Origin of the sequence: Phyllobacterium sp. UNC302MFCol5.2, from assembly GCF_000686005.1 — a bacterium.
GTDB classification, from domain to species: Bacteria; Pseudomonadota; Alphaproteobacteria; order Rhizobiales; family Rhizobiaceae; genus Phyllobacterium; species Phyllobacterium pellucidum.
This window is the reverse complement of record NZ_JMLL01000010.1, coordinates 31443-54336: the sequence shown is the minus strand read 5'-3', so window position 1 is coordinate 54336 and position 22894 is coordinate 31443. Positions and strand designations below refer to the sequence as shown.

The 22894-nt window shown below is 59.6% G+C and carries 26 protein-coding genes; 10 read left to right on the top strand and 16 right to left on the bottom strand.

What is annotated here, in order from left to right; genetic code table 11:
- Nucleotide 1: 1 nt before the first annotated feature.
- Complete coding sequence (lptG, locus tag BR48_RS0102090) at nucleotides 2-1090, bottom strand: LPS export ABC transporter permease LptG (RefSeq protein ID WP_027229793.1); 1089 nt, start codon at nucleotides 1088-1090, stop codon at nucleotides 2-4.
- A complete protein-coding gene (locus tag BR48_RS23595; protein ID WP_036813177.1) occupies nucleotides 1087-2289 on the bottom strand; it encodes an LptF/LptG family permease in 1203 nt (400 codons plus the stop codon). Before BR48_RS23595 ends, lptG begins: the two co-directional genes overlap by 4 nt.
- Before the next feature lie 286 nt (nucleotides 2290-2575).
- On the opposite strand from BR48_RS23595, the gene BR48_RS0102080 reads away from it, so the two are divergent.
- The 5 genes from BR48_RS0102080 to BR48_RS0102060 are packed head-to-tail and all read left to right on the top strand — an operon-like array spanning nucleotide 2576 to nucleotide 6303.
- Nucleotides 2576-4072 (top strand): leucyl aminopeptidase, encoded by a 1497-nt coding sequence (locus BR48_RS0102080; RefSeq protein ID WP_027229792.1) that lies wholly within the window; start codon nucleotides 2576-2578, stop codon nucleotides 4070-4072.
- Between the two features lie 4 nt (nucleotides 4073-4076).
- A complete protein-coding gene (locus BR48_RS23590) occupies nucleotides 4077-4703 on the top strand; it encodes a glutathione S-transferase family protein (RefSeq protein ID WP_051614483.1) in 627 nt (208 codons plus the stop codon).
- 13 nt (nucleotides 4704-4716) lie between these two features.
- Nucleotides 4717-5166 carry a DNA polymerase III subunit chi gene (locus tag BR48_RS0102070; protein WP_027229791.1) on the top strand — a complete coding sequence of 150 codons (450 nt, stop codon included), beginning with the start codon at nucleotides 4717-4719 and terminating at the stop codon, nucleotides 5164-5166.
- 10 nt (nucleotides 5167-5176) lie between these two features.
- Nucleotides 5177-5764, top strand: a complete 588-nt coding sequence (locus BR48_RS0102065; protein WP_027229790.1) for a hypothetical protein — start codon at nucleotides 5177-5179, stop codon at nucleotides 5762-5764.
- On the top strand, nucleotides 5764-6303 hold the full coding sequence (locus tag BR48_RS0102060) for a GNAT family N-acetyltransferase (RefSeq protein WP_036813738.1): 540 nt from the start codon (nucleotides 5764-5766) through the stop codon (nucleotides 6301-6303). Before BR48_RS0102065 ends, BR48_RS0102060 begins: the two co-directional genes overlap by 1 nt.
- Here BR48_RS0102060 and BR48_RS0102055 read toward each other — a convergent pair.
- Nucleotides 6282-6911, bottom strand: coding sequence for a metalloregulator ArsR/SmtB family transcription factor (locus BR48_RS0102055; RefSeq protein WP_234576077.1), 630 nt, complete (start codon nucleotides 6909-6911; stop codon nucleotides 6282-6284). The genes BR48_RS0102060 and BR48_RS0102055 overlap by 22 nt on opposite strands.
- Before the next feature lie 116 nt (nucleotides 6912-7027).
- Here BR48_RS0102055 and BR48_RS0102050 point away from each other — a divergent pair, with 116 nt between their 5' ends.
- Complete coding sequence (locus tag BR48_RS0102050) at nucleotides 7028-8464, top strand: MFS transporter (RefSeq protein ID WP_027229787.1); 1437 nt, start codon at nucleotides 7028-7030, stop codon at nucleotides 8462-8464.
- Between the two features lie 7 nt (nucleotides 8465-8471).
- On the top strand, nucleotides 8472-9134 hold the full coding sequence (locus BR48_RS23585) for a GNAT family N-acetyltransferase (protein ID WP_051614481.1): 663 nt from the start codon (nucleotides 8472-8474) through the stop codon (nucleotides 9132-9134).
- Between the two features lie 7 nt (nucleotides 9135-9141).
- Here BR48_RS23585 and BR48_RS0102040 read toward each other — a convergent pair whose 3' ends face one another.
- Both BR48_RS0102040 and BR48_RS0102035 read right to left on the bottom strand, forming a co-directional pair.
- Nucleotides 9142-11046, bottom strand: coding sequence for an ABC-F family ATP-binding cassette domain-containing protein (locus tag BR48_RS0102040; RefSeq protein WP_027229786.1), 1905 nt, complete (start codon nucleotides 11044-11046; stop codon nucleotides 9142-9144).
- Between the two features lie 81 nt (nucleotides 11047-11127).
- The gene (locus tag BR48_RS0102035) at nucleotides 11128-11640 is read right to left on the bottom strand and encodes a DinB family protein (protein WP_027229785.1); all 513 of its coding nucleotides are present in this window, start codon (nucleotides 11638-11640) and stop codon (nucleotides 11128-11130) included.
- A 223-nt stretch (nucleotides 11641-11863) separates the two neighbouring features.
- On the opposite strand from BR48_RS0102035, the gene ndk reads away from it, so the two are divergent.
- Nucleotides 11864-12286 (top strand): nucleoside-diphosphate kinase, encoded by a 423-nt coding sequence (ndk, locus tag BR48_RS0102030; RefSeq protein ID WP_027229784.1) that lies wholly within the window; start codon nucleotides 11864-11866, stop codon nucleotides 12284-12286.
- A gap of 59 nt (nucleotides 12287-12345) precedes the next feature.
- Here the strand turns inward: ndk and BR48_RS23580 are convergent, their stop codons facing one another.
- The 6 genes from BR48_RS23580 to BR48_RS0102000 all read right to left on the bottom strand — a co-directional run bounded on the left by BR48_RS23580 (nucleotide 12346) and on the right by BR48_RS0102000 (nucleotide 17077).
- Nucleotides 12346-12777 carry an META domain-containing protein gene (locus BR48_RS23580; RefSeq protein ID WP_051614479.1) on the bottom strand — a complete coding sequence of 144 codons (432 nt, stop codon included), beginning with the start codon at nucleotides 12775-12777 and terminating at the stop codon, nucleotides 12346-12348.
- Nucleotides 12774-13253, bottom strand: a complete 480-nt coding sequence (locus BR48_RS0102020; RefSeq protein WP_027229783.1) for a molybdenum cofactor biosynthesis protein MoaE — start codon at nucleotides 13251-13253, stop codon at nucleotides 12774-12776. The genes BR48_RS23580 and BR48_RS0102020 overlap by 4 nt, the downstream gene beginning before the upstream one ends.
- 1 nt (nucleotide 13254) lies before the next feature.
- Complete coding sequence (gene moaD, locus BR48_RS0102015) at nucleotides 13255-13509, bottom strand: molybdopterin converting factor subunit 1 (RefSeq protein ID WP_027229782.1); 255 nt, start codon at nucleotides 13507-13509, stop codon at nucleotides 13255-13257.
- 12 nt (nucleotides 13510-13521) lie between these two features.
- A complete protein-coding gene (gene pgsA / locus BR48_RS0102010; protein WP_027229781.1) occupies nucleotides 13522-14106 on the bottom strand; it encodes a CDP-diacylglycerol--glycerol-3-phosphate 3-phosphatidyltransferase in 585 nt (194 codons plus the stop codon).
- A 98-nt stretch (nucleotides 14107-14204) separates the two neighbouring features.
- A complete protein-coding gene (gene uvrC / locus BR48_RS0102005) occupies nucleotides 14205-16235 on the bottom strand; it encodes an excinuclease ABC subunit UvrC (RefSeq protein ID WP_348625683.1) in 2031 nt (676 codons plus the stop codon).
- A 62-nt stretch (nucleotides 16236-16297) separates the two neighbouring features.
- On the bottom strand, nucleotides 16298-17077 hold the full coding sequence (locus tag BR48_RS0102000; protein ID WP_051614477.1) for an SDR family oxidoreductase: 780 nt from the start codon (nucleotides 17075-17077) through the stop codon (nucleotides 16298-16300).
- A gap of 479 nt (nucleotides 17078-17556) precedes the next feature.
- Here BR48_RS0102000 and BR48_RS0101995 point away from each other — a divergent pair, with 479 nt between their 5' ends.
- The gene (locus BR48_RS0101995) at nucleotides 17557-18201 is read left to right on the top strand and encodes an outer membrane protein (protein WP_027229778.1); all 645 of its coding nucleotides are present in this window, start codon (nucleotides 17557-17559) and stop codon (nucleotides 18199-18201) included.
- Nucleotides 18202-18256: 55 nt separating this feature from the next.
- Here the strand turns inward: BR48_RS0101995 and BR48_RS0101990 are convergent, their stop codons facing one another.
- The 4 genes from BR48_RS0101990 to BR48_RS0101975 form a co-directional block, all read right to left on the bottom strand.
- Nucleotides 18257-18853, bottom strand: a complete 597-nt coding sequence (locus BR48_RS0101990) for a glutathione S-transferase (RefSeq protein WP_027229777.1) — start codon at nucleotides 18851-18853, stop codon at nucleotides 18257-18259.
- Nucleotides 18854-18926: 73 nt separating this feature from the next.
- Nucleotides 18927-19673: a ribonuclease gene (locus BR48_RS0101985; protein ID WP_027229776.1), complete on the bottom strand. Its 747-nt coding sequence runs from the start codon at nucleotides 19671-19673 to the stop codon at nucleotides 18927-18929.
- A 22-nt stretch (nucleotides 19674-19695) separates the two neighbouring features.
- Nucleotides 19696-20133, bottom strand: coding sequence for a hypothetical protein (locus BR48_RS0101980; protein WP_027229775.1), 438 nt, complete (start codon nucleotides 20131-20133; stop codon nucleotides 19696-19698).
- A gap of 53 nt (nucleotides 20134-20186) precedes the next feature.
- Nucleotides 20187-21047, bottom strand: a complete 861-nt coding sequence (locus BR48_RS0101975) for a 23S rRNA (adenine(2030)-N(6))-methyltransferase RlmJ (protein WP_027229774.1) — start codon at nucleotides 21045-21047, stop codon at nucleotides 20187-20189.
- Between the two features lie 305 nt (nucleotides 21048-21352).
- On the opposite strand from BR48_RS0101975, the gene BR48_RS0101970 reads away from it, so the two are divergent.
- The gene (locus tag BR48_RS0101970) at nucleotides 21353-22195 is read left to right on the top strand and encodes an EamA family transporter (protein WP_027229773.1); all 843 of its coding nucleotides are present in this window, start codon (nucleotides 21353-21355) and stop codon (nucleotides 22193-22195) included.
- Between the two features lies 1 nt (nucleotide 22196).
- Here the strand turns inward: BR48_RS0101970 and BR48_RS0101965 are convergent, their stop codons facing one another.
- A complete protein-coding gene (locus tag BR48_RS0101965; RefSeq protein WP_027229772.1) occupies nucleotides 22197-22844 on the bottom strand; it encodes a glutathione S-transferase family protein in 648 nt (215 codons plus the stop codon).
- Between the last annotated feature and the right edge of the window lie 50 nt (nucleotides 22845-22894).

The following is a 22894-nucleotide window of genomic DNA, read 5'->3' as shown; positions in this document are numbered from 1 at the left end:
TCTAACCATCCTCCTTGTGCAACAGAAAGGAGACCCCAAAAAATGTTGCAATCAGCACGGGTGTCCATGCGGCGACGAAAGGCGGGACGAATCCTGCGTTCCCGAATGCCTTGACCACAACAGTGACGACATAAAGCACGAAGCCTGCGAGGACGCCACCCAGAATCATCGTCCCCGATTGTCCGAAACGAACAAATTTCAACGAAACGGTTGCAGCGATTAAAGTCATCGCCATCAGAAGAGCCGGCAAAGCCAGCAAAGACTGGAAATGCATGTCAAAAGCGTTGGCCGGATAGCCAAATGAGCGGGCTGCGGCAATTTTGTTACGCAGCTCAAAAAAAGGAATGGTCTCGGGCCGAGCGAGGCTTTCTTCAACAAATTCAGGGCGAAGATGCGTCGGGATCCGAACCTCGTCCTGCGCGACAGGGGTCGAGCCAAGGACGAATTTGGTAACGTCGGCGAGCTTCCAGTAGCCCTCTTCAAGGTCGGCGACCTTGGCGTCGAGCCGCTCGAGAATATCCTGATTCTTGTCGAGCCTGATGAAGGTCGCATCGACCAGCCGCAACCCACGATTGACCACTGACTTTGCACCGATAATGGTCTCGCCATCTTCCGTCTTTTGCCGCAGCCAGGGCACCCGATCGGCCTGCACGTCATTGGCCTTGCCGGCACGCCAGTTTGCCGTGATCTGCTCGCTGCGGTCGAAGCCCCAGGCGGCGAGGGGATTGACGACCAAAATAGCGACGAGGCCGAACAGGAGTGCGCCGGTGCAGGCGGGCAGCAGGAACTGCCAGGCGGAAACGCCGACCGAACGCGCGACGACCAACTCATATTTGCGATTGAGCGAAATCAGCGTCGCCATTGCCGAGAACAAGGCGAGGAAGGGAAACACCTGCTGCATGATGTAGGGAACGCGCATCACCGAAAGGCCAAAGGCTTGGATTGCCGAATAGTCGGGGAGCGACGAGAGCTTGCCCGAGAGTTCGGTGAAGTCGAGAATCAACGCCAGTGCGAAGCTGCCGAAAAGGAAATACATCGTGATCTGCACATAGCGCAGGAAGAAGTAGCGCCCGAGGGTCCAGCCGATCATGAGCGTCCTCCGCGTCCGCGACGGAAGAGCCTGGCGCCGGCCCCGGCAAAGGCGGTCTGCGGCGTCGCAAAGGCATCGCGAACCCAGTTGCTCCATTTTACCGGCACGCCGATCTGGCGGTTGGTAACAAGTGCATAGGTCGCCAGCAAGGCCGCGCCGATCGGGAATGCAAAGAGCAGGGGCAATACCGAGGCATTCTTGTCGCTGCTCTGCCCGGCGGAATAGCCGAGCCAGAACACGATCAGGCTAAGCGTGATCGCCGTAAACGATGCCGATACCCGGGCTTCGCGGTGCGAGCGCGAATCCGCCGCGGCTGCGAGCGAGATCAACGCAAAAACAATGGGATACATCCAGTCGGTCAGCCGCTTGTACAGTTCGGACTGGTAGCGCAGCGGGTTCTGCTGGAAATATTTGTCGTTGGGATCCGGGCTGAGGAGATAGGTCAGCGGCCGGTCCTTCGGAAACAGCGTGACATTGTCGTCGTCTGCCGGCAGCATTGCTGCAAGATCAAGCGCGTAAGTGTTGAACTTGATTATGGAGACGTTGCCCGTCTGGACGTCGCGGCGATCGATCTCGCCATCCTTCATGATCAAAAGGTTCTGCTCGCCCGTATCGAACACCAGGCCGTCCTTGGCGTAGTAGATGAGGTCGGTCGTCTTGTCGCGTGAATCGGAAACGAAAAGCCCCTTTATCGCGCCATTCGCGTCGCGGTTTTCGATCTGCAGATAGAGGTCCGTGTCGATCTCCTTGAACGTGCCCTGTTGCACGACGAGGTTGATGACGTCGGAGCGCGCTTCGGCAACCATCTGCCGCATGTTCATCGATGAGTAGGGGACGATGAAATTGTTGATGAGGAAAGACGCTGCCGAAATGACGACCGCAAACAGCAAAACGGGGCGGATGACGGCGGAGCGTGGCGCACCGGCGGCATTGATGACGACGAGTTCCGAATCCTGATTCATGGTCGAGAGCGTCTGCGCCACCGCGATCACGAGTGCGAACGGCATCACGATCGGAAATGCTGCCGGCAGCAGGTTCGAACTGAATTTCAGGATGTAAAGAAAACTTTGGCCGCTGGTGGTCAGGAAGTTGATGCGGTTCAAAACCTGAACGATCCATGTGATCCCGACCGCCGATAGCAGCACGGAAAAAAACATGACGACGATCCGTCGCAAGATATATATCTCAATCAGGCGCATGTCATGTTTCGCAAAAGAGTACCGCCACTTTGTTCGACCGACCGGCGACAAAACACCGGTTGCTTAATCCATGCCATGAACTCCATGGCATTATTTTTGCCGCACTATGGGACGAACCCGTTACATGTTCAATAAACCCGACATATGTTCACTCTAGTCAGGCTTGGCTAAAAATAGGCGAAGAAAGCTGGTTAACAAGGTGTTAGTCAAGGTTCTTCGCAACCATCCCTTCTTTCACCGCTCTGGTGAATAGGAAAATCACGTTTTTGTTCGATCTGGAGATATCATGTCCAAACGCCCATCCATCGGTTTCGCCAAATTTGCAGCCGTCGAAAAAGGTACTGCCATCGTGCTTGTCGCCGCAGAGGGCAAGACCGCTGCAGAGGCCGAATCTATCGTCGGGCCGGCGCTGCTCTCGCGTATCATCGGTGTCTCGGATTTCAAGGGAAAACTCGCTGCAACCCTGTCGACTGTAGCGCCCTCCACCGAACTCGAAAGTCTCGTCCTCGTCGGCACCGGCGACCCGGCCAAGCTCAAGGCGGACGACTGGTTGAAGATCGGCGGCGCGGCGTTCTCCAAATTGGGCAAGGCAAAGGATGTGTCGGTGATCCTGGCTTTACAGGCCAGCGAGATTTCCGCCGAAAATGCTGCCGAGTTCGCGCTGGGTATGCTGCTGCGCGCCTATACCTTCGACAAATACAAGACGAAGAAGGGCAAGAACGAGGATGAGGCCAAGGAGAGCAAGTCGGCGGCCAGCATCACCATTCATGTTGCCGATCCGCAGGCCGCAAAGAAGGCTTTTTCGGACGTCGAGGCCATCGCTGACGGCGTGACCCTGGCGCGCGACCTTGTGAACGAACCCGCCAACATTCTTGGCCCGGTCGAATTTGCCGAACGTGTCGAGGAGTTGAAGAAGCTCGATGTGAAGGTCGAAATCCTCAGCGAGAAGGACATGAAAAAGCTCGGCATGGGCTCGCTTCTGGGCGTTGCCCAGGGCTCTGTCCGTCCGGCGCGCCTTGCGATCATGGAGTGGCACGGCGGGAAGGGCAAGGACAAGCCGATCGCTTTTGTCGGCAAGGGCGTTACCTTCGATTCCGGCGGCATTTCAATCAAGCCCGCGGCCGGCATGGATGAAATGAAAGGCGACATGGGCGGCGCCGCTGCCGTGACCGGTCTCATGCACGCCCTCGCGTCGCGCAAGGCCAAGGTCAACGCGGTCGGCATCATCGGTCTCGTCGAGAACATGGTGAATGGCGAGGCGCAGCGCCCCGGCGACATCGTCACGTCGATGTCGGGCCAGACGATTGAAGTGCTGAATACCGACGCGGAAGGCCGTCTCGTCCTCGCCGATGCGCTCTATTATTGCAACGACCGGTTCAATCCGAAGTTTATGGTCAACCTTGCAACGTTGACCGGCGCAATCATGGTGGCGCTCGGCGTCTACCGCGCCGGCCTTTTCTCCAACGACGATACGCTTGCCACGCAACTCTTCGATGCAGGCGAGGCGACTGGCGAGAAGCTTTGGCGCATGCCGCTCGGCGATGAATATGACAAGCTGATCGACACCAAGAACGCCGACATGAAGAACATTGGCGGGCGTCACGGCGGTGCGATCATCGCCGCGCAGTTCCTGAAGCGCTTTGTCGGCGATACGCCTTGGGCCCATCTGGACGTTGCCGGCACGGCGATGGGCTCACCGGCAACCGAATACAGCCAGTCCTGGGCCTCGGGCTTCGGCGTTCGGCTCCTCGACCGCCTGGTAAGGGACAATTTCGAAGGCTAGTCTGGTGGACGTCACACTCTACGGTCTCGATGAAAGCGTCTATACGCGGATCGTGCGGCTCGTCCTTCACGCTAAGGGCTTGGCGTTCGATCTGGTCGAGACCGATCCGTTCGAAGGCGGAACAGTGCCGGGGGGTTACGATCTACGCCATCCCTTCAAGCGCATTCCGGCCATCGAGATCGATGGCGTTCGCCTCTATGAGACGGACGCCATAGTCCACTATATCGATGCCATCGTAGAACCATTGAGCCTCACTCCGACGGACGTGGAAATGGCGGCGCGCATGCGCCAGCTGATGCGCATCATCGACAATTACGGCTATCGGCCGCTCGTGTGGGGCATATACGTTCCGCTCTGGTGGCGCGACGGCGAGCAGCCTTCGAGCGAAAGCATTGAAGACGGGCGGCGCGTCCTGCGGGCTCTTGAGGGATCTGTCGCCGCATCGCCCGGTGCCGCGTTTGCCGACCCGACGCTGGCGACGTTTTATCTCGCAAGCGTGCTTGCTGCGGCCGACAGCGTGGCGATCGGCTCGAACCTCATTGACGAACAGCCGCGCTTGCGTGAATGGTGGAACGGTGTTCGAACGTTGCCGATCTTGGCGTCCACGCGTTCGCAACATACGAAATTCTGATCGCCGAGACCCCATGACCGAGATCCTTTTCTACCATCTGACGGAATCGACGCTCGAAAACGCGCTTCCCGGCTTGATCGAGCGATCGGTGGAGCGCAAGTGGAGGGTGGTTATCCAGACAGGGTCGGAAGAGCGCCGCGACAGCCTCGACAACCATTTATGGACTTGGTCAGACGCCTCGTTCCTCGCTCATGCCACCGATCTGGAGCCACACCCGGAAGAACAGCCGATCATCCTGACGACCGGCGACGGCAATCCGAATGGCGCAACGGTGCGCTTCCTTGTCGATGGCGCCGCACCCCGCAACGTGGAGAAATACGACCGGCTGGTGCTCATGTTCGATGGCCACGACCAACAGCAACTCGAACAGGCGCGGGAACAGTGGAAAGCGTTGAAGGCCGAAGGTCACACGCTGACCTACTGGCAGCAGAACGCAGAGGGCCGTTGGGAGAAGAAAGCATGAGCGCTGTCAGATGCGGCTGATTCTGTTTCTCATTCTCCTGGCCGGAATCGCCCTTGGCGTAGCCTATCCCTGGGCGACCACCAATTTTTCCGGTGAAGAGATCGGATCGTGGCGCGTCTACGACCGGCCCGGTCCCTACAAGCCGGTTACGGTCCGCCTCGACGTTAACGATGCGCCGGTGCGCGCTTTTGTCGATATGCAGCCCTTGCGCAATTTTGTGCCGACGCAGGGGCGCACGGCCCTGACGGCAGTGGTGACGCGGAACGGCAAGGACATTCTCGTCAAGACGCTGGATTATCTGAACGGGCGGGTCGGCAACAAGGGCTCGCCGCAGGGCCCTCAGTTCTATCGCGCCAGCATCGGCGATATCGATCCGGTCGAATCGGGCAATTATACCTTCACCATCGGTCCCGGCGATTTTGACGGGCTCGAGGTCGCCGGGGTCGATCTGATCCTGCGCCGCGGTGCAAGGAGCATAGATTGGCGTATCGTTTCGGGCGGCGTTGCCTTGATCGCGATCGGTGTTTTCGGCCTCATCCGGTCGCGCCGCCGCAAATCCGTTGAACAAGTACCGACGCAGCCGAAATGGGGCCGGTGATGGACCGGTCGTTTCCGGTAATTACGACGAAGCGGCTGCGCTTGCGGCAGTTCGAGGCCCGCGACGACCGCGGTCTCCACGCTTGCCTCGGCAATGAACGCCTCATGCGCTACTGGGATTTCGTCGCCTGCGAGGATATCGACGAGACGCGGCGCTGGGTGCGTATTCTTGCGAAGACGACATCGCCCTATGACGCGCTTGCCTGGGCTGTCGCCGATGCCAAAACCGATGAATGCATCGGCATGGTCAATTATCATCATCGCGAAGCGCGCAACCATCGCCTGGAGATCGGCTATATCCTCAACGCAAATTGGCATGGGCGCGGACTGATGCGCGAAGCCGTGCAGGAACTGGTGGCGCACTGCATCGAAAACCTCAAGACAAGGCGGATCGCTGCGATCATTCACCCGGATAATGCCCCTTCGATCCGGCTGGTGACCAAGCTCGGTTTTGAATGCGAGGGCGGTCCATTGCGCGACTACTGGCGAACTGGGACCACCTATATGAGCCCGATGCTCTACAGCTTCATCGCCAGCTGACCCTTGCTGGTTGGCCTGATCCGGTAGGCGCAGCGGCGAGCGCCCTTGAGGATGTGCTCGAACCTTTCGACCGTGACATCGGGCCCAAGCGCGGCCTGAAACACCTCGAGCTCCGATCTGCACAGTTTCTGGCAGGCCTTGGCCGCAACACAGATCGGACAGTGATTCTCGATGAGTATCAAATCGCCATTGGGGTCGCGCCTGGCTTCCGCCATGTAGCCCTCCGCCGAGCGGATTTCGGCGAGCTGCTCGACTTTCCCTTCGATAGAGTGAATTGGGTCAAGTGCCGCGCGGTACTGGCTCAACGTCGCCTGCTCGCGGTGCGAGATCAGCCGGTCAAGGCCCGCTTCGCCGAACACGGATGAAACCGAGGCCAAGAGATCGGCGGTAAAACCGGCATGATTGTCGGGGAATTGCGCATTGCCGGCATCGGTCAGGTGCCAGAAGCGCTTGGGCCGTCCGACGCTTTCGCGGCTGTCTTCAAAGGCGACAAGGCCGCCCTCATGCAATCGCCCAAGCATTTGACGGACAGCGACGGCGGTAATATCCAGTCGGTCGGCGAGGGCGGCGGCGGTCTGCGGACCAGCCACTTTCAGTGAATATAGCATGCGGTTTGTCGTACGGTCCTGCATGGCTTGAGCTTATGGAAAAAAATTAAAAAAGCTATTGCTTGTTTAATTGGACGGAATATAAAAATATAAAACTTATTAAATCAGGAATTGCCATGTCGGAAGTAAAGGAAAATGCCGGCGACGCTGGCTGGTCGGAACTGCTGGATCCGCGCTACTCGGCTGCAACGACGACGCTTTGCCTCGGGGTTGCGCTCTTTGCGTTCAACGGCTTCCTCGTCTCGACATCGCTTCCGACCGCTGTTCGCGAAATCGGCGGTCTGGAACTGATTTCCTGGGCCTTCACGCTTTATCTGGTGCTTTCCATCGTCGGCGGCGCCAGCGGCGCACTTCTGAAGGGAAGGTTCGGCGCGCGCACGACACTCGTCGGCTCCGGGCTGATTTTTCTGCTCGGCACGCTCATCGCCGCCTTTGCGTCTTCAATGCCGGAGGTGCTCCTGGGCCGCGCCTTGCAGGGACTGGGCGAGGGCATCATCGCCGCCATCTGCTATGCGCTCATTCCCGAACTCTTCCCGTCGCGGCTGGTCGCCAAGGTTTTTGGTGCCGAGGCCCTGGTCTGGGCCACCGCGGCCTTTGGCGGCCCGCTGGCATCCGGGCTTTTGACCGAGCATTTTTCCTGGCGCGCCGCCTTCCTCGTCAATGTTCCGCTGGGGCTGATCTTCATCGCCCTTGTTTTGCGTATCGTGCCAAAATTTTCGGGTGAAGTATCACGCCATTCTGTGCCGATCTTTCGCCTCGCGGCGATCGGTACTGGTATCATGCTCGTTGCTCTAGCCGGCATCGCCAACAATCTCGGGCTTGAGGTCGTGTTCGTTGCAGCGGCCGGCCTGGTGCTCGTCTGCGTTATCATCCTCGACCGCCGCAGCCACACGCCGCTCTTTCCTTCGGACGCCTTTGCTTTGAATTCGACGGTCGGTATCGGCCTCTGGGTCGTCCTGCTGATGCCGGTGGCACAGGCATCGACATCCGTCTACCTGGTTATGACGCTACAGGACCTCTGGTCCTACGGTCCGACCAAGGCAGGTGCCTTCAGCGCGACCTTTGCCATCGCCTGGAGCACCTGCGCTATCCTCGTGGCCAATATTCAGAGTCCGTCTCGCCGCGCCTTCCTGATCCGGCTTGGGCCGGCCCTGCTTGTTACTGGCCTCGCCGTCATTGTCGTCGGCTTCTCGCTGGATATTCCGCTCGTCGTGATGCTCGGACAGATGAGCATTGGCACCGGCTTTGGTGTAAGCTGGGGGTTTCTGAGCCAGAACGTCATGGAGGCTGCCCGCAGCGGTGAGCGTGACCGCGCCTCGGCGCTGCTGCCGACGTTACAATCGGCGGGCTATGCGATCGGCGCAGCAGTGGCGGGTCTTACCGCCAATGCCGCCGGTTACCCCGAGGCGACGACGCCCGATGGCCTACGCGATGCAACGATTACCATATTCACGGTTTCGGCGATCATTGGCCTCGGCGCAATGATCGCGGGCTTTGCCCTGCCGCTTCGCAAGAAGAATCCGCTGGCGATCGAATTGCACAAGCCGCTATAGACAGCGCATGGCGAATGAAGACGATTTGAAAGCCGATCCGGCGATTGTCGGGATTTGGGCGAAAGGATGGGCGCTGACACGGCAGGTGGCGGCGCCCGTTTTCGAGCATGGCGCTTACCGCATCGAGGTCGGCTTGCCTGACCAGAAGCGGCGGCACTTGTTTCCGGCATATTCCGACCATGTCCTGGAGCACGCTGAAGCCATCCGCGAGCCTTTCGTCTTCCTTAAAGTTTGCGCGCCCGCGAAAACGGTCGGGTTAAATCTGCCGCGCCGATGGCACATCGGGCCGCCGGGATACATGATGCTGCTTTCCGGAGAAATGGTCGGGCAAGATGCGTCGCTGCCGGACGGCTATTCCTTTTCCCGCGAGGAGCTTGGCGCGGGTGTAACGCTTCTCAATATTCTGGACGGTGGCGGTGAGATCGCTGCGACCGGGCGCATCGCATTTCCCGGCGAACTCGCCGTTTATGACCGCATCCGCACGCATGAAAACCACCGCCGCCGCGGGCTCGGCCGTGCGCTCATGAAGCAGCTGGAGCGTCTTTCGCACGAGAACGGCATTCGCCATGCCGCTCTCGTCGCAACGCCGGAGGGACGGGCGCTCTATCAGACCTTAGGCTGGCAATTGCACTCGCCCTATACGACCGTGCTGATCCCACCCGAAGCTTAGGCACAGTTTACTGCGCCAGTTCCGCCATCGCTTCCTCATATTCGCCTGACAGCGTCAGCCATTCCTCTTCGGCGCGGGCGAGCGAAGTCTTGGCATAGCCGATCTCCTTGCCAATCTGCGTCGCCTTGGCAGGTTCGCGCGAATAGATGACCGGATCGGCGAGCTGCGCCTGCAACGTGTCGATCTTCTTCTGGAAGCGCTGAACCTGCGCCTCCGCCTCATGGATCTTCTTCTGCAGGGGCTTCAACGCTTCGCGCCGCTGCGCCGCCAGCTTGCGTTGCTCGGCCTTGGTCAGCTTCTGCCCTTCATCGACGGTCGCCTTGCCGCTACCGGAGCGTTCCGCCTTTGCATCGGCAAGCACGAGTGCGCGATAAGCGTCGAGATCGCCATCATAGGGCGCAACCCCGCCGTCACGAACGAGCCACAGCCTGTCCATCGTCGCCTCGATCAGGTGGCGGTCGTGGGCGATGAGGATGACCGCGCCGTTGAAATCGTTGAGCGCATACATCAGCGCCTCGCGGCTATCGATGTCCAGATGGTTGGTCGGCTCGTCGAGGATGAGCAGGTTTGGACCGTGGAAGGTCGCAAGGCCCATCAGGAGGCGCGCCTTCTCGCCGCCGGAAAGGTCCTTTGCCGCCGTGTTCATCTTGACCGTCGCAAGACCCATCTGCGCGACGCGCGCGCGTACCTTCGCTTCGGGCGCATCCGGCATCAGTTTGCGCACATGCTCGATCGCATTGTCTTCCGGCACCAGATCATCGAGTTGGTGCTGGGCGAAGAAAGAGATCTTGAGATTGGGCGCAACGGTCATGCGACCGCTCTGCAAGGGCAGGCGACCGCCGATGAGCTTTGCGAGCGTCGACTTGCCGTTGCCGTTCGAACCAAGGAGGGCGATGCGGTCGTCGGCGTCGATGCACAGATTGAGGTGCCGCAATACAGGCTTGCCCGGCGTGTAGCCGACTTCGCCGTTCTCGATGGCGATGATCGGCGATGCCACGACCTTTTCGGGCTCGGGAAAATGGAACGGGCGGGCATGATCCTCGATGACGGCGGCGATGGGCTTCAGCTTTTGCAACGCCTTCAGGCGCGATTGGGCCTGCTTTGCCTTGGATGCCTTGGCCCGGAAGCGCTCGACAAAGGATTCCATGTGCTTGCGCTGGGCTTCCTGCTTGGTGCGCTGCTTTTGCTGCAGCTCCAGCGCTTCACTGCGCAGGCGCTCGAACTGGTCATAATTGCCCTGCCACAGCGTCAGCTTGGTCTGGTCGAGATGGATGATCGCGTTGACCGAGGAATTCAAAAGGTCGCGATCATGGCTGATGAGGATGACCGTATGCGGATAGCGGCGCACATAATCTTCGAGCCACAGGGTGCCTTCTAGGTCGAGATAGTTGGTCGGCTCGTCAAGGAGCAGAAGATCGGGTTCGGCGAACAGCACTGACGCCAGGGCAACGCGCATGCGCCAGCCGCCCGAAAAAGACGAGGCGGGCCGCTTCTGCGCCTCCGCGTCGAAGCCGAGACCCGAAAGGATCGCGCCGGCGCGCGCTTCCGCCGAATGCGCGTCGATATCGGCAAGCCGTATATGAATATCGGCGATGCGATGCGGGTCCGTTGCGCTCTCGGCTTCCGCCAATAGGGCGCTGCGCTCAGTATCGGCGGCCAGCACGATCTCGATCAGCGAGTCTTCGGTGCCCGGCGCTTCCTGCGCCACCTGGCCGATGCGCACGTTCTTCGGCAGCGAGAAATCGCCCGTCTCGGCGTGAAGCTCGCCGGTGATGACCTTGAACAGTGTCGACTTGCCGGCGCCGTTGCGCCCGACCAGTCCAGCCTTCGTGCCCGAAGGCAGGTTGAGGCTGGCGTGATCGATCAGCAAGCGGCCGGCCATGCGCACGGATATATTGTCGAGAATAAGCATGGACGCGCTTTTGCACGGGAAATGCCGATTTCGCAAGCCGCTCCTGTTGCAGATATGTTCCGAACGGACCGGAAAATGCCGTCAGGCGTAGGGGCGACCTTCTTCCGTTCGCTGAAACTGGATCAGATCGAAGGATGGAGCCGTCTTGCCGAGCGCCGTCAGAATGGCATGCGCCTGGCCGCGATGATGCGTCTGGTGGTTGAACAGATGCGCCAGCGCCGGGGCAAGCCTTTGGCTGATCGTGCGCATATCGCTCACGGTAGTATAGGTGAAGCGCCCGCCGATGGCCGCTGCATCCAGGCTGCTGACCCAGTCGATGATGCGGGCATCTTCCTTTACGCGCGCAATCCTGAGATCCTCGAACGTGTCGAAGAGGATCGCATCGAGTGCCTTCGGCGCTTCGCCTTCACCAGTGAACCTGAAAAGCCAGATGCGGTCGGTGACGAGAAGATGGTTGAGCGTCCCATGCATCGACGAAAAGAAAGCGCGCATATCGCGGCAATACTCCTCGTCACCGAGTTCGGCCGCTACCGCGTATAGCCGCTCGTTCGCCCAGCGGTTATAGGCTGCGAACATGCGAAAATGCTGTTCCATGACGTTGACGTTCCGCCGATAAGAGTCAGTCCTGCTGACACATTATCCAAACGATGGCGTCTTTCCACGCGATTTTATTCTGCGCCAAGGATGGGCGCGCCCGAGCATGGCAGGCAGCGATGAGTTTGGCGCCTTTCGCCTTTATCGCGGCGAGCCCTTGGCAAAAGCACTGCCTGCCGCTATAGGGTCGCCACCAATTTCCCTCATGACAAGGTTTACTCCCATGGCGATTGAACGCACTTTCTCGATGATCAAGCCCGACGCGACGCGTCGCAATCTCACCGGTGCCATTATCCAGAAGTTCGAAGAGGCCGGCCTTCGTGTCGTTGCTTCGAAGCGCGTTTGGATGAGCCGCCGCGAAGCCGAAGGCTTCTACGCCGTTCACAAGGAACGCCCGTTCTTTGGCGAGCTCGTCGAGTTCATGTCCTCCGGCCCAACGATCGTTCAGGTTCTCGAAGGCGAGAACGCGATTGCCCGCAACCGTGAAATCATGGGCGCGACCAACCCGGCCAATGCCGACGAAGGCACGATCCGCAAGCTGTTCGCCCTGTCGATCGGCGAGAATTCGGTACACGGCTCGGATGCTCCCGAAACCGCTGCCGAGGAAATCTCCTACTGGTTCTCGGGCACCGAAATCGTCGGTTGATACCTGATAATCGAATTGAAAAAGCCGGGCCAGTGCCCGGCTTTTTTGTTTCTGGAGGTCTATCGCGACAGGCGGGCGGCGATCTTGCCGTCCTTGTCGTATAGAAAGAGCTTTCCCGTAGCGGCCTCGACCGAATAGGTCCGCGCCTCTTCCAGGACAGCAAAGAATTTCTGCTCCTGGTCCATCACGGCAGGCGCACACATCATACGCGTCGCCGCAGCTGGCTTGAAGCTGATCTTCGCCCCGTTGATCGTCGCAGTCGTTGCGAAACGATTGCACCCTCCCGAGCCGCTCGCGGCGCCCGACGGCCCGATGAGCAGCGTCGTCTGCGCATAATCGATGACGCCGCCGCCATTGAGATCTTCCGCAACCCAGTTGATGTCGGTCAATTGCCTGGCGGCTTCCGCACTGCGCGCTGTCAGCGACAGTCCAAGAAGTACGACGGCGGCGATGAAGCCGATGACGAGCGATCCGATTGCTATCCGGTTCATTTGGTTTTCTTCTGCCAGCGCCTTAGCGCTTCCTTGTCCGTTGCCTTGGCTTCCACCCAGCTGTTCTCGCCATCCCTGCCCACGAGATGCTGTTTTTTCCAGAAAGGTGCGGCATTTTTTAGGTAATCCATCAGGAACGACGCGGCTTCGAAAGCCGCCTGCCGATGCGCCGAGGCCGCCACCACGAGGACGATGTTTTCGCCGGGCTTGATGAAGCCATAGCGATGGATGACCGTCAGCCCGTCCAGGCTCCAGCGCGCCAGGGCCTCGTCGGCAATGCGGGTGATCTCGGCTTCAGCCATGCCGGGATAATGCTCGATCTCGAGCGCGGCGAGCGTTCCTGCCTCGTCGCGGCAAAGGCCGCTGAATGTTACGATGGCGCCTATGCCGCGGCGGTTTTCGGTCAGGCGGGCAATCTCGGAGGCTGTATCGAAATCCTCACCCTGAATCCGGACGAGGGGCTTGACCGAACCCATTTCATCCCCCGGTCATCGGCGGGAAGAGGGCGATTTCGCGCGCACCCTGGATCGGCGCGTCGTGCTCGACATGCTCCTGGTCGATAGCGACCCGGATGACCTCGGGATATTCGAATGCCGCCTCATATTCGTCGCCGCGTTGCTTCAGATGCGCGAGAAGGTCGCCCACGGTCACGATCGATGGAGCAAGTTCGAGTTCTTCCTCGCCTTTGCCGATCCGCTCGCGTACCCATGCGAAATAGACGAGCTTGGTCATATCGAAACCTTTCTAATCGACGACGTGTTTCAGGCCGGCGCGGAAATAGTCCCAGCCAGTGTACAGCGTAATGAGCGCGGCAATCCACAATAGAATAATGCCGGTTATAGTCACGATCGGCACGATCTTGTCGCCGGCCGGGCCGGTCAGCAAGAACGCGATTGCGATCATCTGGATCGTCGTCTTCCATTTCGCCAGCCGGCTGACCGGCACGCTGACCTTGAGTTCGGCAAGATATTCACGCAGGCCCGAAACAAGAATTTCCCGGCAAAGGATGATGATGGCCGCCCAAAGGCTCCAGCCTGCTATCGTTCCGTCCGCAGCGAGAAGGAGGAGGACGGCGGAAACCAGCAGTTTATCGGCGATGGGATCGAGCATACGCCCGATCGTAGAAGTCTGTTGCCAGATACGGGCGAGATAACCATCGAAAAAGTCGGTAATGCTGGCGATCAGGAAGATGGCCAGCGCGCCCCACCGCGCAGCGTCGCTCGATTGCAGCCTGCCTTCGAGGAAGAAGCAAATGACGACGAGGGGAACCGCGATGATACGTGCATAGGTTAACAGGTTCGGCAGTGAGTAGGCGTTGTTTCTGGGCATGTTTCCAACCAATCAAATCAGTGCCGATCAAAGTGGCTCGACCGTCAAACGTCAAGCCAATCAATAAGAAGTCAGGCGCATTTATGTCCGAAAATCAGCTATGTACGGAAATGGTCGCGAATTGTAATCGCCATCGCTTCAGATATGCCGTCGACCTTCATCAAATCTTCGACAGCGGCGCGTGAAACTGCCTTTGCCGTGCCGAATTGATGCAGGAGCGCGCGCTTGCGCGACGGACCGATACCGGCGATCTCGTCGAGCGGATTCTTCACCATTTCCTTCTTGCGCTTGGCCCGGTGGGTGCCGATGGCAAAACGGTGTGCCTCGTCGCGCAGGCGCTGCAGGAAATAGAGAACAGGGTCGCGCGGCGGCAACGTGAACGACGGCTTGCCTTCCATGAAGAACCGCTCGCGTCCGGCATCGCGGTCGACGCCCTTGGCAACGCCGATAGCGGTCACCTTGTCAGCGATGCCCATCTCGTTGAGGATGCCGCGCACCGCGCTCATCTGCCCCTGTCCACCGTCGATCAGGATGATGTCCGGCCAGGCGGGGAAGGCATCGGTATCTTCCTCGAATTCATCGACCTCAAGGTCCTCGGCCGGTGCATCGCGGTTCTCGGGCGTTCCGTGCTCTTTGACCAGCCGGCTGAATCGCCGCTCGATGACTTCGCGCATCATGCCGAAATCATCGCCCGGGGTAATCTCGGTCGAGCGGATATTGAACTTGCGATACTGGTTTTTGACGAAGCCCTGCGGCCCGGCGACGATCATCGCGCCGATCGCGTTGGTTCCCATGATGTGCGAGTTATCGTAGACCTCGATGCGACGGGGCGTCTTTTCCAGTCCGAACGTATCGGCGACGCCCTTGAGCAGGCGCGATTGCGATGAGGTCTCCGCGAGTTGCCGTCCCAGCGCCTCGCGAGCATTGCTCAAGGCGTGTTCGACCAGATCCCTCTTTTCGCCGCGCTGCGGCACGGTGATCGAGACCTTGCGGTCAGATTTTGCGGTGAGGGCAGCGCAGAGCAGTTCCTGGTCTTCTACTGTTTCCGACAGCATGATCAAGGCGGGGCATGGCTTGTCGTCATAGAACTGCGCAAGGAACGCGCCGAGAACCTCTGCGGCGGACAGCGAAGAGTCTGCCTTGGGATAATAGGCGCGATTGCCCCAGTTCTGTCCGGTGCGGAAGAAGAACACCTGAATGCAGGTCACGCCGCCATCCTGGTAGATGGCGAAAACGTCGGCTTCCTCGACGGATTGCGGATTGATGCCGGAATGCGATTGCACATGCGAGAGAGCCGAGAGGCGGTCGCGATAGATGGCGGCGCGTTCGAAGTCGAGTTCAGCCGACGCCTCGCGCATCGCGTCGGAAAGGTGGGTTTTGACCGCCTGGCTCTTGCCCGAGAGGAACGCCTTCGTTTCGCGCACGAGTTCGTCGTAGTCGCCCTCGCTAACTTCGCCGGTGCACGGGCCCGAGCAGCGCTTGATCTGATAGAGCAGGCACGGCCGGCTGCGGTTCTCGTAGAAGGAATCAGTGCAGGTGCGCAAAAGGAAGGCACGCTGCAACGCATTGATCGTGCGTCCTACCGCCCCCGCCGAAGCGAAGGGGCCAAAATAGTCGCCCTTGCTGGAGCGCGCACCACGATGCTTGAAGATGCCGGGCGCCAGCCATTTTTCGCCGCGCTTCGGGGCGGTGAGCAGGATATAGGGGAAGGACTTGTCGTCGCGCATCAGCACGTTAAAACGCGGCCGTAAGCGCTTGATCAGATTCGCTTCAAGGAGAAGCGCCTCCGTTTCGGTGCGTGTGACGACGAACTCCATTTTGACCGTCTCGCGGATCATCCGGGAGATGCGGTTATTGTGCCCCTGTCCGCGCGCATAGTTGGAAACGCGCTTCTTCAGACTGTGTGCCTTGCCGACATAAAGAACGTCGCCGCTCGCATTGAACATGCGATAGACGCCGGGCTTGTTGGGAAGCCGCTTGACGAGGTCCGCAATCACGTCGGAACCGCTCGAGCCTTCTGAAACGACGCTGGTATCCCATTCGATCGCGCTGATCAGCGCGGCGACGTCGCGGACGGGCTCATTGCTTTCCTCGACAGGCTCGTCTTCCTCGTCGACGCCAAGGATGATGTCGTCATCGTTGGTATTGTCGGCGTGAAGCTCGTTCTTCTGGTTCTGATTGGCCGGGTCGCTCATTCAATAATTCCTGATACATCGGGCGTTTCCCACGCCAGATGCTGTCCGCCGTCAAGGGCGATCATCTGCCCTGTGATCGAGCGGGTCTCCCAGAGGTAGCGGATTGTGCGGCCAAATTCTGACAAATCGGGGCCGCGTTGTAACAGGAGCGCGTGAACCTGCTTGTCGAACGCGGCGGCATCCTGGCGGGAGCTCGGCAGGGTAGGGCCTGGGCCGATGCCGTTGACGCGAATACGCGGCGCCAGCGCCTGCGCCAGCGTTTGCGTCGCGGCCCACAGTGCCGCCTTCGACAATGTGTAGGATGTAAACGTCGGCATGAGCTTCAGGACGCGCTGGTCGATCATGTTGACAATCAGTCCTTCGGCTTCCGGTGGAAGGGCCGCGGCCATGGCGTCGGCGAGCAGCACCGGCGCTTTGACATGTACCGCAAAATGGCTGTCCCAGGTCTCGTCATTGCCGAGATCGCCGATGCCGTCCGCGTGAAACACCGAAGCGTTGTTGACGAGGAGTTGAACCGGGCCAAGCGCGGTTCCAACATCGCCGATCAGCCGGCGAACTGCGTCGCTGTCGCTGAGATCGGCTTTCACCACGCAGCCCTTGCCCCCTTGCGCCTCGATTGAACGGAGCAGATCGCGCGCTTCATCAAGGCCGTTATGGCCATGAATGGCGACGGCAAAGCCATGCGCCGCCAGGTCCTCGACAATCGCCTTGCCGATCCGTTTCGCGCCGCCGGTTACGAGAGCAACGGTTCGGTCAATCTTCAAGGTCCACTCCATCCATGCTGTGATTCAGGTCCGAATATAGGGTTCGGCGACGAAAAGCGCGAGGGTGAAAGGTCAGCAGTGAACAGAAGCAGTCGAACGGTGTTCTTTCGCTACGGATTGCCAGCCGAAAGTTGCGTTATTTGGCGGCGGCAATGTCTCTCCGTCGATCTGTGCAAATATTAAGTAAATATTAAGTATTCTAATCGGAATTTAACCATTACCAGCGAGATAGTTTTGTTTATTATCAAATGTTTGTGAGCAATTCTTTCACAGCTAGACTGACATACTATTAAGTTTGACCGCAACGCAAAATGTTGCGCAAAAAGCACATCGCATTTCGGCCACGATCTCGTCGGTTTCTTATCACAGTGCCGCGCAAGTGCCGCCACAATGCGGCGCGAATGTCCGCCTCGTTAAGCGGACGCAATCCATGGTTTTCCCCCCGACCAGTGCCCGCTCCGTGTAAAAGAGTTTAAAAAAAGGAGATTGCCATGCGCACTCTTAAAACAACCTTCCTCGCGTCGGCCGCTGTGCTGATGCTTTCCGCTCCCGTATTTGCCGCCGACGCTGTCATGGAACAGCCGCCAGCACCGGCGCCTGTCGAAGCAGCGCCTGTCGCATCCGACTGGTCAGGCGCTTATCTCGGTGCCTATGGCGGCTACGGCTGGAACAAGCACAAGACCGATGACGGCAAAATCAATGCCGACGGTTTCAAAGGTGGTGCTTATGGTGGTTACAACTTCCAGAACGGCCAGTTCGTATACGGTGGTGAAGCCGATCTCGGCTATTCCGGCGGCGATGAAACCCGCAACGGCATCAAGGCCAAGCAGGGCGTAGAAGGCTCGGTACGTGCCCGTGCCGGTATCGCCCTTGACCCTGTGCTGCTTTATGGCACCGGCGGTCTTGCCGTGACGAACAGCAAGCTCTCGGCCGACACCGGCAGCGATTCCAATACGCTGCTCGGCTGGACGGTCGGCGCAGGCGCCGAAGCCAAGATCACCAACAACATCGTTGGCCGCGTCGAATATCGCTACAACGATTTTGGACGCAAGGACTACGATCTTGGTGGCCTCAGCGACGTTTCGAGCAAGCTGACCACAAACGAAGTCCGGGTTGGCGTTGGTTACAAGTTTTAAGCCAGCCGGATGAAGAAAGGGGTCGGACAGGCAACTGTCCGACCCTTTTTTTGTGCTATTTCGGCAGCAGCGCCGCAAGTTCGGGGTGCAACTCCTCGAAGCGCTTCTGCCAGCGCTTCAATTTGGAGCGGCCCTTTTCCCATTTGCCCTCGAAGCGCAGGCTTGCATAGGCGAGGGCCGCCGCGAGCGCGATATGCCCGCCATGGATCTTCTTTCCCAGGCGCGGCGGCGCTGCATTGAGATGATCGAGCACACGCACCGCCTTGCCCCATTGGCGATCGAGCCATGGCTGATGAATTTTCTCTTCCGGATGAAACCGTCTTTCATAGACATGTGCGAGCAGTACATCGCAAAGCCCGTCGGCTATCGATTCGAGCTGTTCGGCCTCAAGGCGCTTTTCCGCGTTGCGGGGGAAAAGCTTGTTGCCGGACAGGCGGTTGAGATATTGCGTGATCACCCGGCTGTCGAAAATCGCCTTGCCATCATCGAGGATGAGCGTCGGAATCTTGCCGAGCGGATTGGCGTCGATCAGTTCGGCCGGCTCGGCATTGCTGTCGACGAGTACGCTGTCGATCGGCACGCCGGAATAAAGCGCGGCCATGCGAACCTTGGTGCTATAGGGCGAGGCGGGGGAATAGAGAACTTTCGTCACGATGACGCTCCAGCGTTTTGCGATTCGATGGTGAAACGTAAACGCCGCGAGCGTTTTCGCAAAGCGGTCCCGATTATTGCGCAGCGGGCATTGCGACGGCGCGTTGCCGGCAACTCGAGCGGTCAACCTCAGGGCACGCCCGGAAATTCAGATCCTTGGTCAGGCAGATGCGCACTTCGCGAAGATAATCACGGTCGCATGTCACGGCGACGCCCGCTTTCGGCATGCCGGGATTGGCGGATATGAATGCCTGTTCGATAACGAGAGGATTGACTTGCGGGCGCGCCGTCGGCTGGCGATATGCTCCGGGGATCGACACCCGGTCCACCGCGCTGCGCATCACGGCGAAATAATCCTGCTGGCTGAGGCCACTGCAAGCGCCATGCTTGCGCCATTCGTACGTGACGAGCCCGACAGAAGGCATGATGTCCGAAAGCTGCTTCGCTAACGCGTAAGGCACATCGCGTGGCCCGGTAGTGTCGCAATCCTCGGGATAGCCTTGCTCATATTGCGGCCACAGTCCGTGCACCACGAAGCCGTAGGGGCGGCCGGAACTGCATTGCTGCCGGTTGGCCTTCGCGCCCTCCGCCGCGCAGTAGCTCGGCGACCAGGAGAGGGCAAGGACATAGAAATCGAACCCCGAACCTATGGGGACTGACTTTGCATCCGTAGGGGTGGATCGTTGCGCGTCCTCCGAGATTTCGGGGACCGGCGCAGCCTCGGTGATTTGCGGCGCATTCTGTTCGCGCAGATAGGTGAGAACTGAAATCGCGAGCAGTGCCGCAAACAGCGCGTAGCCGGCCCATTTGCCGATCGGCATCACCTAACGGGGTTTCGGCGGCTCAGTACAGCGTGCGGCACTGGCCGTCATAGACGTGCCAGCGATCGAATCCGGCTACGCAGAACTCGACATTGTTGCCGATGCCGACAAAGCCCATGCCGTCTTCGACCACGTACCAGACCGGGCGCTGGACGCCATCGCTGAGATGCGCGGTCGCCTTGCAATAGTGGCGCTCGACGGCGGCAAGTTCGGGCTCGCGACTCGGCTCAAAGCGCGTCATGCGAACATCACTGAAATTCTGGATGCCGACCTGCGGCAGGTTGGGCACGTGCCGCACCTGATAGGCGAACCGGTTGACGATGCGGTTGAGCACACTTGCCTGGCCGCATGTATCGTCGTAGCCGCCCTGAACGTAGTCCGCTGCCCTAACCGGGATCCCTGAGGACAATACGACGCTGACCGCAAAGCCAACCGCAAGGAGGGGTGATAGGCGTGCCATGTATGTACTCTCCACTAATCTTTGCCGCAATTTCGACCAGCAGTTGCCTCCGGTCAAGCGTCAACTTGTTCCCCGCGTACCCAATCGACTGTAAAGCCTGCATTTTTTTCCTCAGTGAGGATTTTTGACAACGCCGGGAAGAGAATGCGCAGTTCCGCTTCCAGCGTGAAAGGCGGGTTGACGATCATCATGCCGGTGCCGTCGAGCCGCGGCTCGGCCGACGGCGCGCGAATCATAAGCTCCGTGCGCAGGATCTTGGGAATGCCGGTATCGCGCAGCGCTTCCGCGAAACGCCTGACTTCCTGGCGGTCCTTGACCGGGTACCACAGGGCAAAGGTTCCACCGGAAAAGCGCTTGTGCGCCTTGGCAAGGCTGTCGACCAGCCGGTCGAACTCGCCCGCAACCTCGAATGGCGGATCGACGAGGACGAGGCCGCGCTTTTCCTTCGGCGGCAGATGCGCGCCCATGGCGAGCCAGCCGTCGAGCTGGGTTACGCGCACCTGCACGTCGCCGGCAAAGAGGTCGCCGAGCTGCTCTGCATCCCGTGGGTGCAGTTCGAGGGCGGAAAGCCGGTCCTGACGCCGCAGCAAGTGGCGCACGATGAGCGGTGAGCCGGGATAGTGCCGCATCGCTCCATCGGCATTTTCGGCCCGGACGATGTCGAGGTAAGGAGACACGAGCGCGGCGACGTCGGGATCGAACTTTGCCTCCAGCAGCCTGCCAATGCCGTTCTGCCATTCATTGGTCTTGCCGGCCTCGACACCCTTAAGGTCGTAGCGGCCGACCCCCGCATGGGTATCGATGACGCGAAACGCCTGTTCCTTGCGCTGCAGGTAAAGCACCAGCCGCGTCAGGATGATGTGCTTGACCACATCCGCGAAGTTGCCGGCGTGATAGGCGTGGCGATAGTTCATGCGCTGCTTGTTTCACGATGTCCCGCCGCTCGCAAGTATCCGGTGTGACCGCTGCCTTATTTTGATGCTGCGCGTGGACTGGGGCAGGGCCCGCACCCACAATCATTGCCGTAATCACCCACCACCATCCACCCACCACTACCGTCATCCACGGGCTCGTCCCGAGGACTCGGAAAAAGGCCGAATGCAAACCTTCAATTTCCCTGAACCTGTGCTTTCAAGCAACCAATTTGCCAAATGTCATAAATCTGTCCTATAGGGCCGCAGGGCACACTCGTATCGCTGGCGTGCTACGGGTTAGCAACATGTCCGGGACTGTCATTCTCATTGTGCTCTTTGCCGCGTTCATGCACGCGAGCTGGAATGCCGTCGTCAAATCCGAAGGCGACAAATTTCTCAACACGGTCGTCGTTGTCACGTCGGCAGGCCTCATCGCGGCAGTATGCCTGCCATTCCTGCCGCCGCCCGCGCGGGAGAGCTGGCCGTTTCTCGCCGCATCGGGCGTCGCGCAGGTGATCTACCTCATCCTCGTCGCGGCTGCCTATCGCAGCGGCGATATGAGCCAGGCCTATCCGATCATGCGCGGCACGGCGCCGCTTATCGTGGCGATTGCCAGTGGGCCGCTCATCGGCGAGGTGCTTTCGCTGCAGAAATGGGCAGGCATCGCGCTTATTTGCGGCGGCGTCCTCGCTCTGGCGCTGGAGGCGAGGCGGCGGGCTTCCGCCAATCGCGCCGCCACGACGTTTGCGCTCGTGAACGCCTTCGTCATAGCCACCTATACACTCATCGATGGCATCGGCGTGCGCCATTCCGGCGCGCCCGCCTCCTATACGATGTGGGTTTTCGTCCTGAATGCTGTACCGCTCTTCTTGTGGACCGTGGTGATGCGTCGCGGCGAACTCTGGCCGCATTTCATCAGGCGCATACGCCTTGCCACCATCGGCGGCGTCGGAACGCTTGGCTCCTACGGCCTCGCGCTCTGGGCGATGACGATGGCGCCGGTGGCGACGGTCGCGGCATTGCGCGAGACCTCCATTCTTTTCGCCGTTGCAATTTCCGCGCTGGTTCTCCACGAGCGCGTTGGACCGAAACGTATTGCCGCCGTGGCGTTGATCGCGGCTGGTGCGGCAGTCATGCGGCTCGCCTGACCTATTCGGGCCGCATATCGAAATAAGGCCTTGCTTCCGCCACGGCGCGCGCGAAAGATGGGCGCTGCATCAGCCTGTCGAGATAGGCCGACACACCCGGATATTCGGCGCCGAACGGCACGGACAGGTTGGCATAGAACAGCGCCGGCGAGGCCGCGCAATCGGCCAGTGTGTAACGCTCGCCCGTCGCCCATGTTTTGCCACCGAGTTCCTTTTCAAGCACGCCGTAGGCCGTGTTGAGCTTCGCTTTTGCCTCCTCGACGCCGAAACTGTCATTCTGGCCCTCGGGGCGAAGCTTGTCCGTCACGGTCTTTTGCATCGGTACCTGCACGTGCAGATCGAAGAACCGGTCAAGTCTGCGCGCCTCGAAGGCTTCCTCGCGATCCTCCGGCAACAGTTGCATTTTGCCGGGATAATGCTGGTCCAGATATTCGATGATCAGGCTCGACTCCGGGATTATCCTGCCGCGCGCCGTATCGCGAAGCACTGGAAATTGGCGGATCGGCCAAATCTCGGTGAAGCGTGCGTTTTCCGCTGCATCCATGAAATTGACGACGTGCTTTTCGAAGGCGATGTCCTTCTCGTAGAGGGCCGTCAGAACCTTCTGGCAGAAGGATGACAGGGGGTGAAAATACAGCGTCAGCGACATTTCTTCCTCCGCTTTGATCATTACTAAAGTAGTTGCTTAACTAACAACGA

What these genes read in the sequence shown, in the direction of transcription:
- BR48_RS23595 (WP_036813177.1), bottom strand. Translation starts at nt 2,289, where the DNA reads ATGCGCCTGATTGAGATATATATCTTGCGACGGATCGTCGTCATGTTT.
- lptG (WP_027229793.1), bottom strand. Translation starts at nt 1,090, where the DNA reads ATGATCGGCTGGACCCTCGGGCGCTACTTCTTCCTGCGCTATGTGCAG.
- BR48_RS0102065 (WP_027229790.1), top strand. Translation starts at nt 5,177, where the DNA reads ATGCGGCTGATTCTGTTTCTCATTCTCCTGGCCGGAATCGCCCTTGGC.
- BR48_RS0102055 (WP_234576077.1), bottom strand. Translation starts at nt 6,911, where the DNA reads ATGCTATATTCACTGAAAGTGGCTGGTCCGCAGACCGCCGCCGCCCTC.
- BR48_RS0102050 (WP_027229787.1), top strand. Translation starts at nt 7,028, where the DNA reads ATGTCGGAAGTAAAGGAAAATGCCGGCGACGCTGGCTGGTCGGAACTG.
- BR48_RS23580 (WP_051614479.1), bottom strand. Translation starts at nt 12,777, where the DNA reads ATGAACCGGATAGCAATCGGATCGCTCGTCATCGGCTTCATCGCCGCC.
- BR48_RS23585 (WP_051614481.1), top strand. Translation starts at nt 8,472, where the DNA reads ATGGCGAATGAAGACGATTTGAAAGCCGATCCGGCGATTGTCGGGATT.
- BR48_RS0102020 (WP_027229783.1), bottom strand. Translation starts at nt 13,253, where the DNA reads ATGGGTTCGGTCAAGCCCCTCGTCCGGATTCAGGGTGAGGATTTCGAT.
- moaD (WP_027229782.1), bottom strand. Translation starts at nt 13,509, where the DNA reads ATGACCAAGCTCGTCTATTTCGCATGGGTACGCGAGCGGATCGGCAAA.
- BR48_RS0101980 (WP_027229775.1), bottom strand. Translation starts at nt 20,133, where the DNA reads ATGGCACGCCTATCACCCCTCCTTGCGGTTGGCTTTGCGGTCAGCGTC.
- BR48_RS0102040 (WP_027229786.1), bottom strand. Translation starts at nt 11,046, where the DNA reads ATGCTTATTCTCGACAATATATCCGTGCGCATGGCCGGCCGCTTGCTG.
- BR48_RS0101970 (WP_027229773.1), top strand. Translation starts at nt 21,353, where the DNA reads ATGTCCGGGACTGTCATTCTCATTGTGCTCTTTGCCGCGTTCATGCAC.
- BR48_RS0101965 (WP_027229772.1), bottom strand. Translation starts at nt 22,844, where the DNA reads ATGTCGCTGACGCTGTATTTTCACCCCCTGTCATCCTTCTGCCAGAAG.
- BR48_RS0101985 (WP_027229776.1), bottom strand. Translation starts at nt 19,673, where the DNA reads ATGCCGATCGGCAAATGGGCCGGCTACGCGCTGTTTGCGGCACTGCTC.
- BR48_RS0102000 (WP_051614477.1), bottom strand. Translation starts at nt 17,077, where the DNA reads ATGGAGTGGACCTTGAAGATTGACCGAACCGTTGCTCTCGTAACCGGC.
- BR48_RS0102035 (WP_027229785.1), bottom strand. Translation starts at nt 11,640, where the DNA reads ATGGAACAGCATTTTCGCATGTTCGCAGCCTATAACCGCTGGGCGAAC.
- ndk (WP_027229784.1), top strand. Translation starts at nt 11,864, where the DNA reads ATGGCGATTGAACGCACTTTCTCGATGATCAAGCCCGACGCGACGCGT.
- BR48_RS0102080 (WP_027229792.1), top strand. Translation starts at nt 2,576, where the DNA reads ATGTCCAAACGCCCATCCATCGGTTTCGCCAAATTTGCAGCCGTCGAA.
- BR48_RS0102060 (WP_036813738.1), top strand. Translation starts at nt 5,764, where the DNA reads ATGGACCGGTCGTTTCCGGTAATTACGACGAAGCGGCTGCGCTTGCGG.
- pgsA (WP_027229781.1), bottom strand. Translation starts at nt 14,106, where the DNA reads ATGCCCAGAAACAACGCCTACTCACTGCCGAACCTGTTAACCTATGCA.
- BR48_RS0102070 (WP_027229791.1), top strand. Translation starts at nt 4,717, where the DNA reads ATGACCGAGATCCTTTTCTACCATCTGACGGAATCGACGCTCGAAAAC.
- BR48_RS0101995 (WP_027229778.1), top strand. Translation starts at nt 17,557, where the DNA reads ATGCGCACTCTTAAAACAACCTTCCTCGCGTCGGCCGCTGTGCTGATG.
- BR48_RS0101975 (WP_027229774.1), bottom strand. Translation starts at nt 21,047, where the DNA reads ATGAACTATCGCCACGCCTATCACGCCGGCAACTTCGCGGATGTGGTC.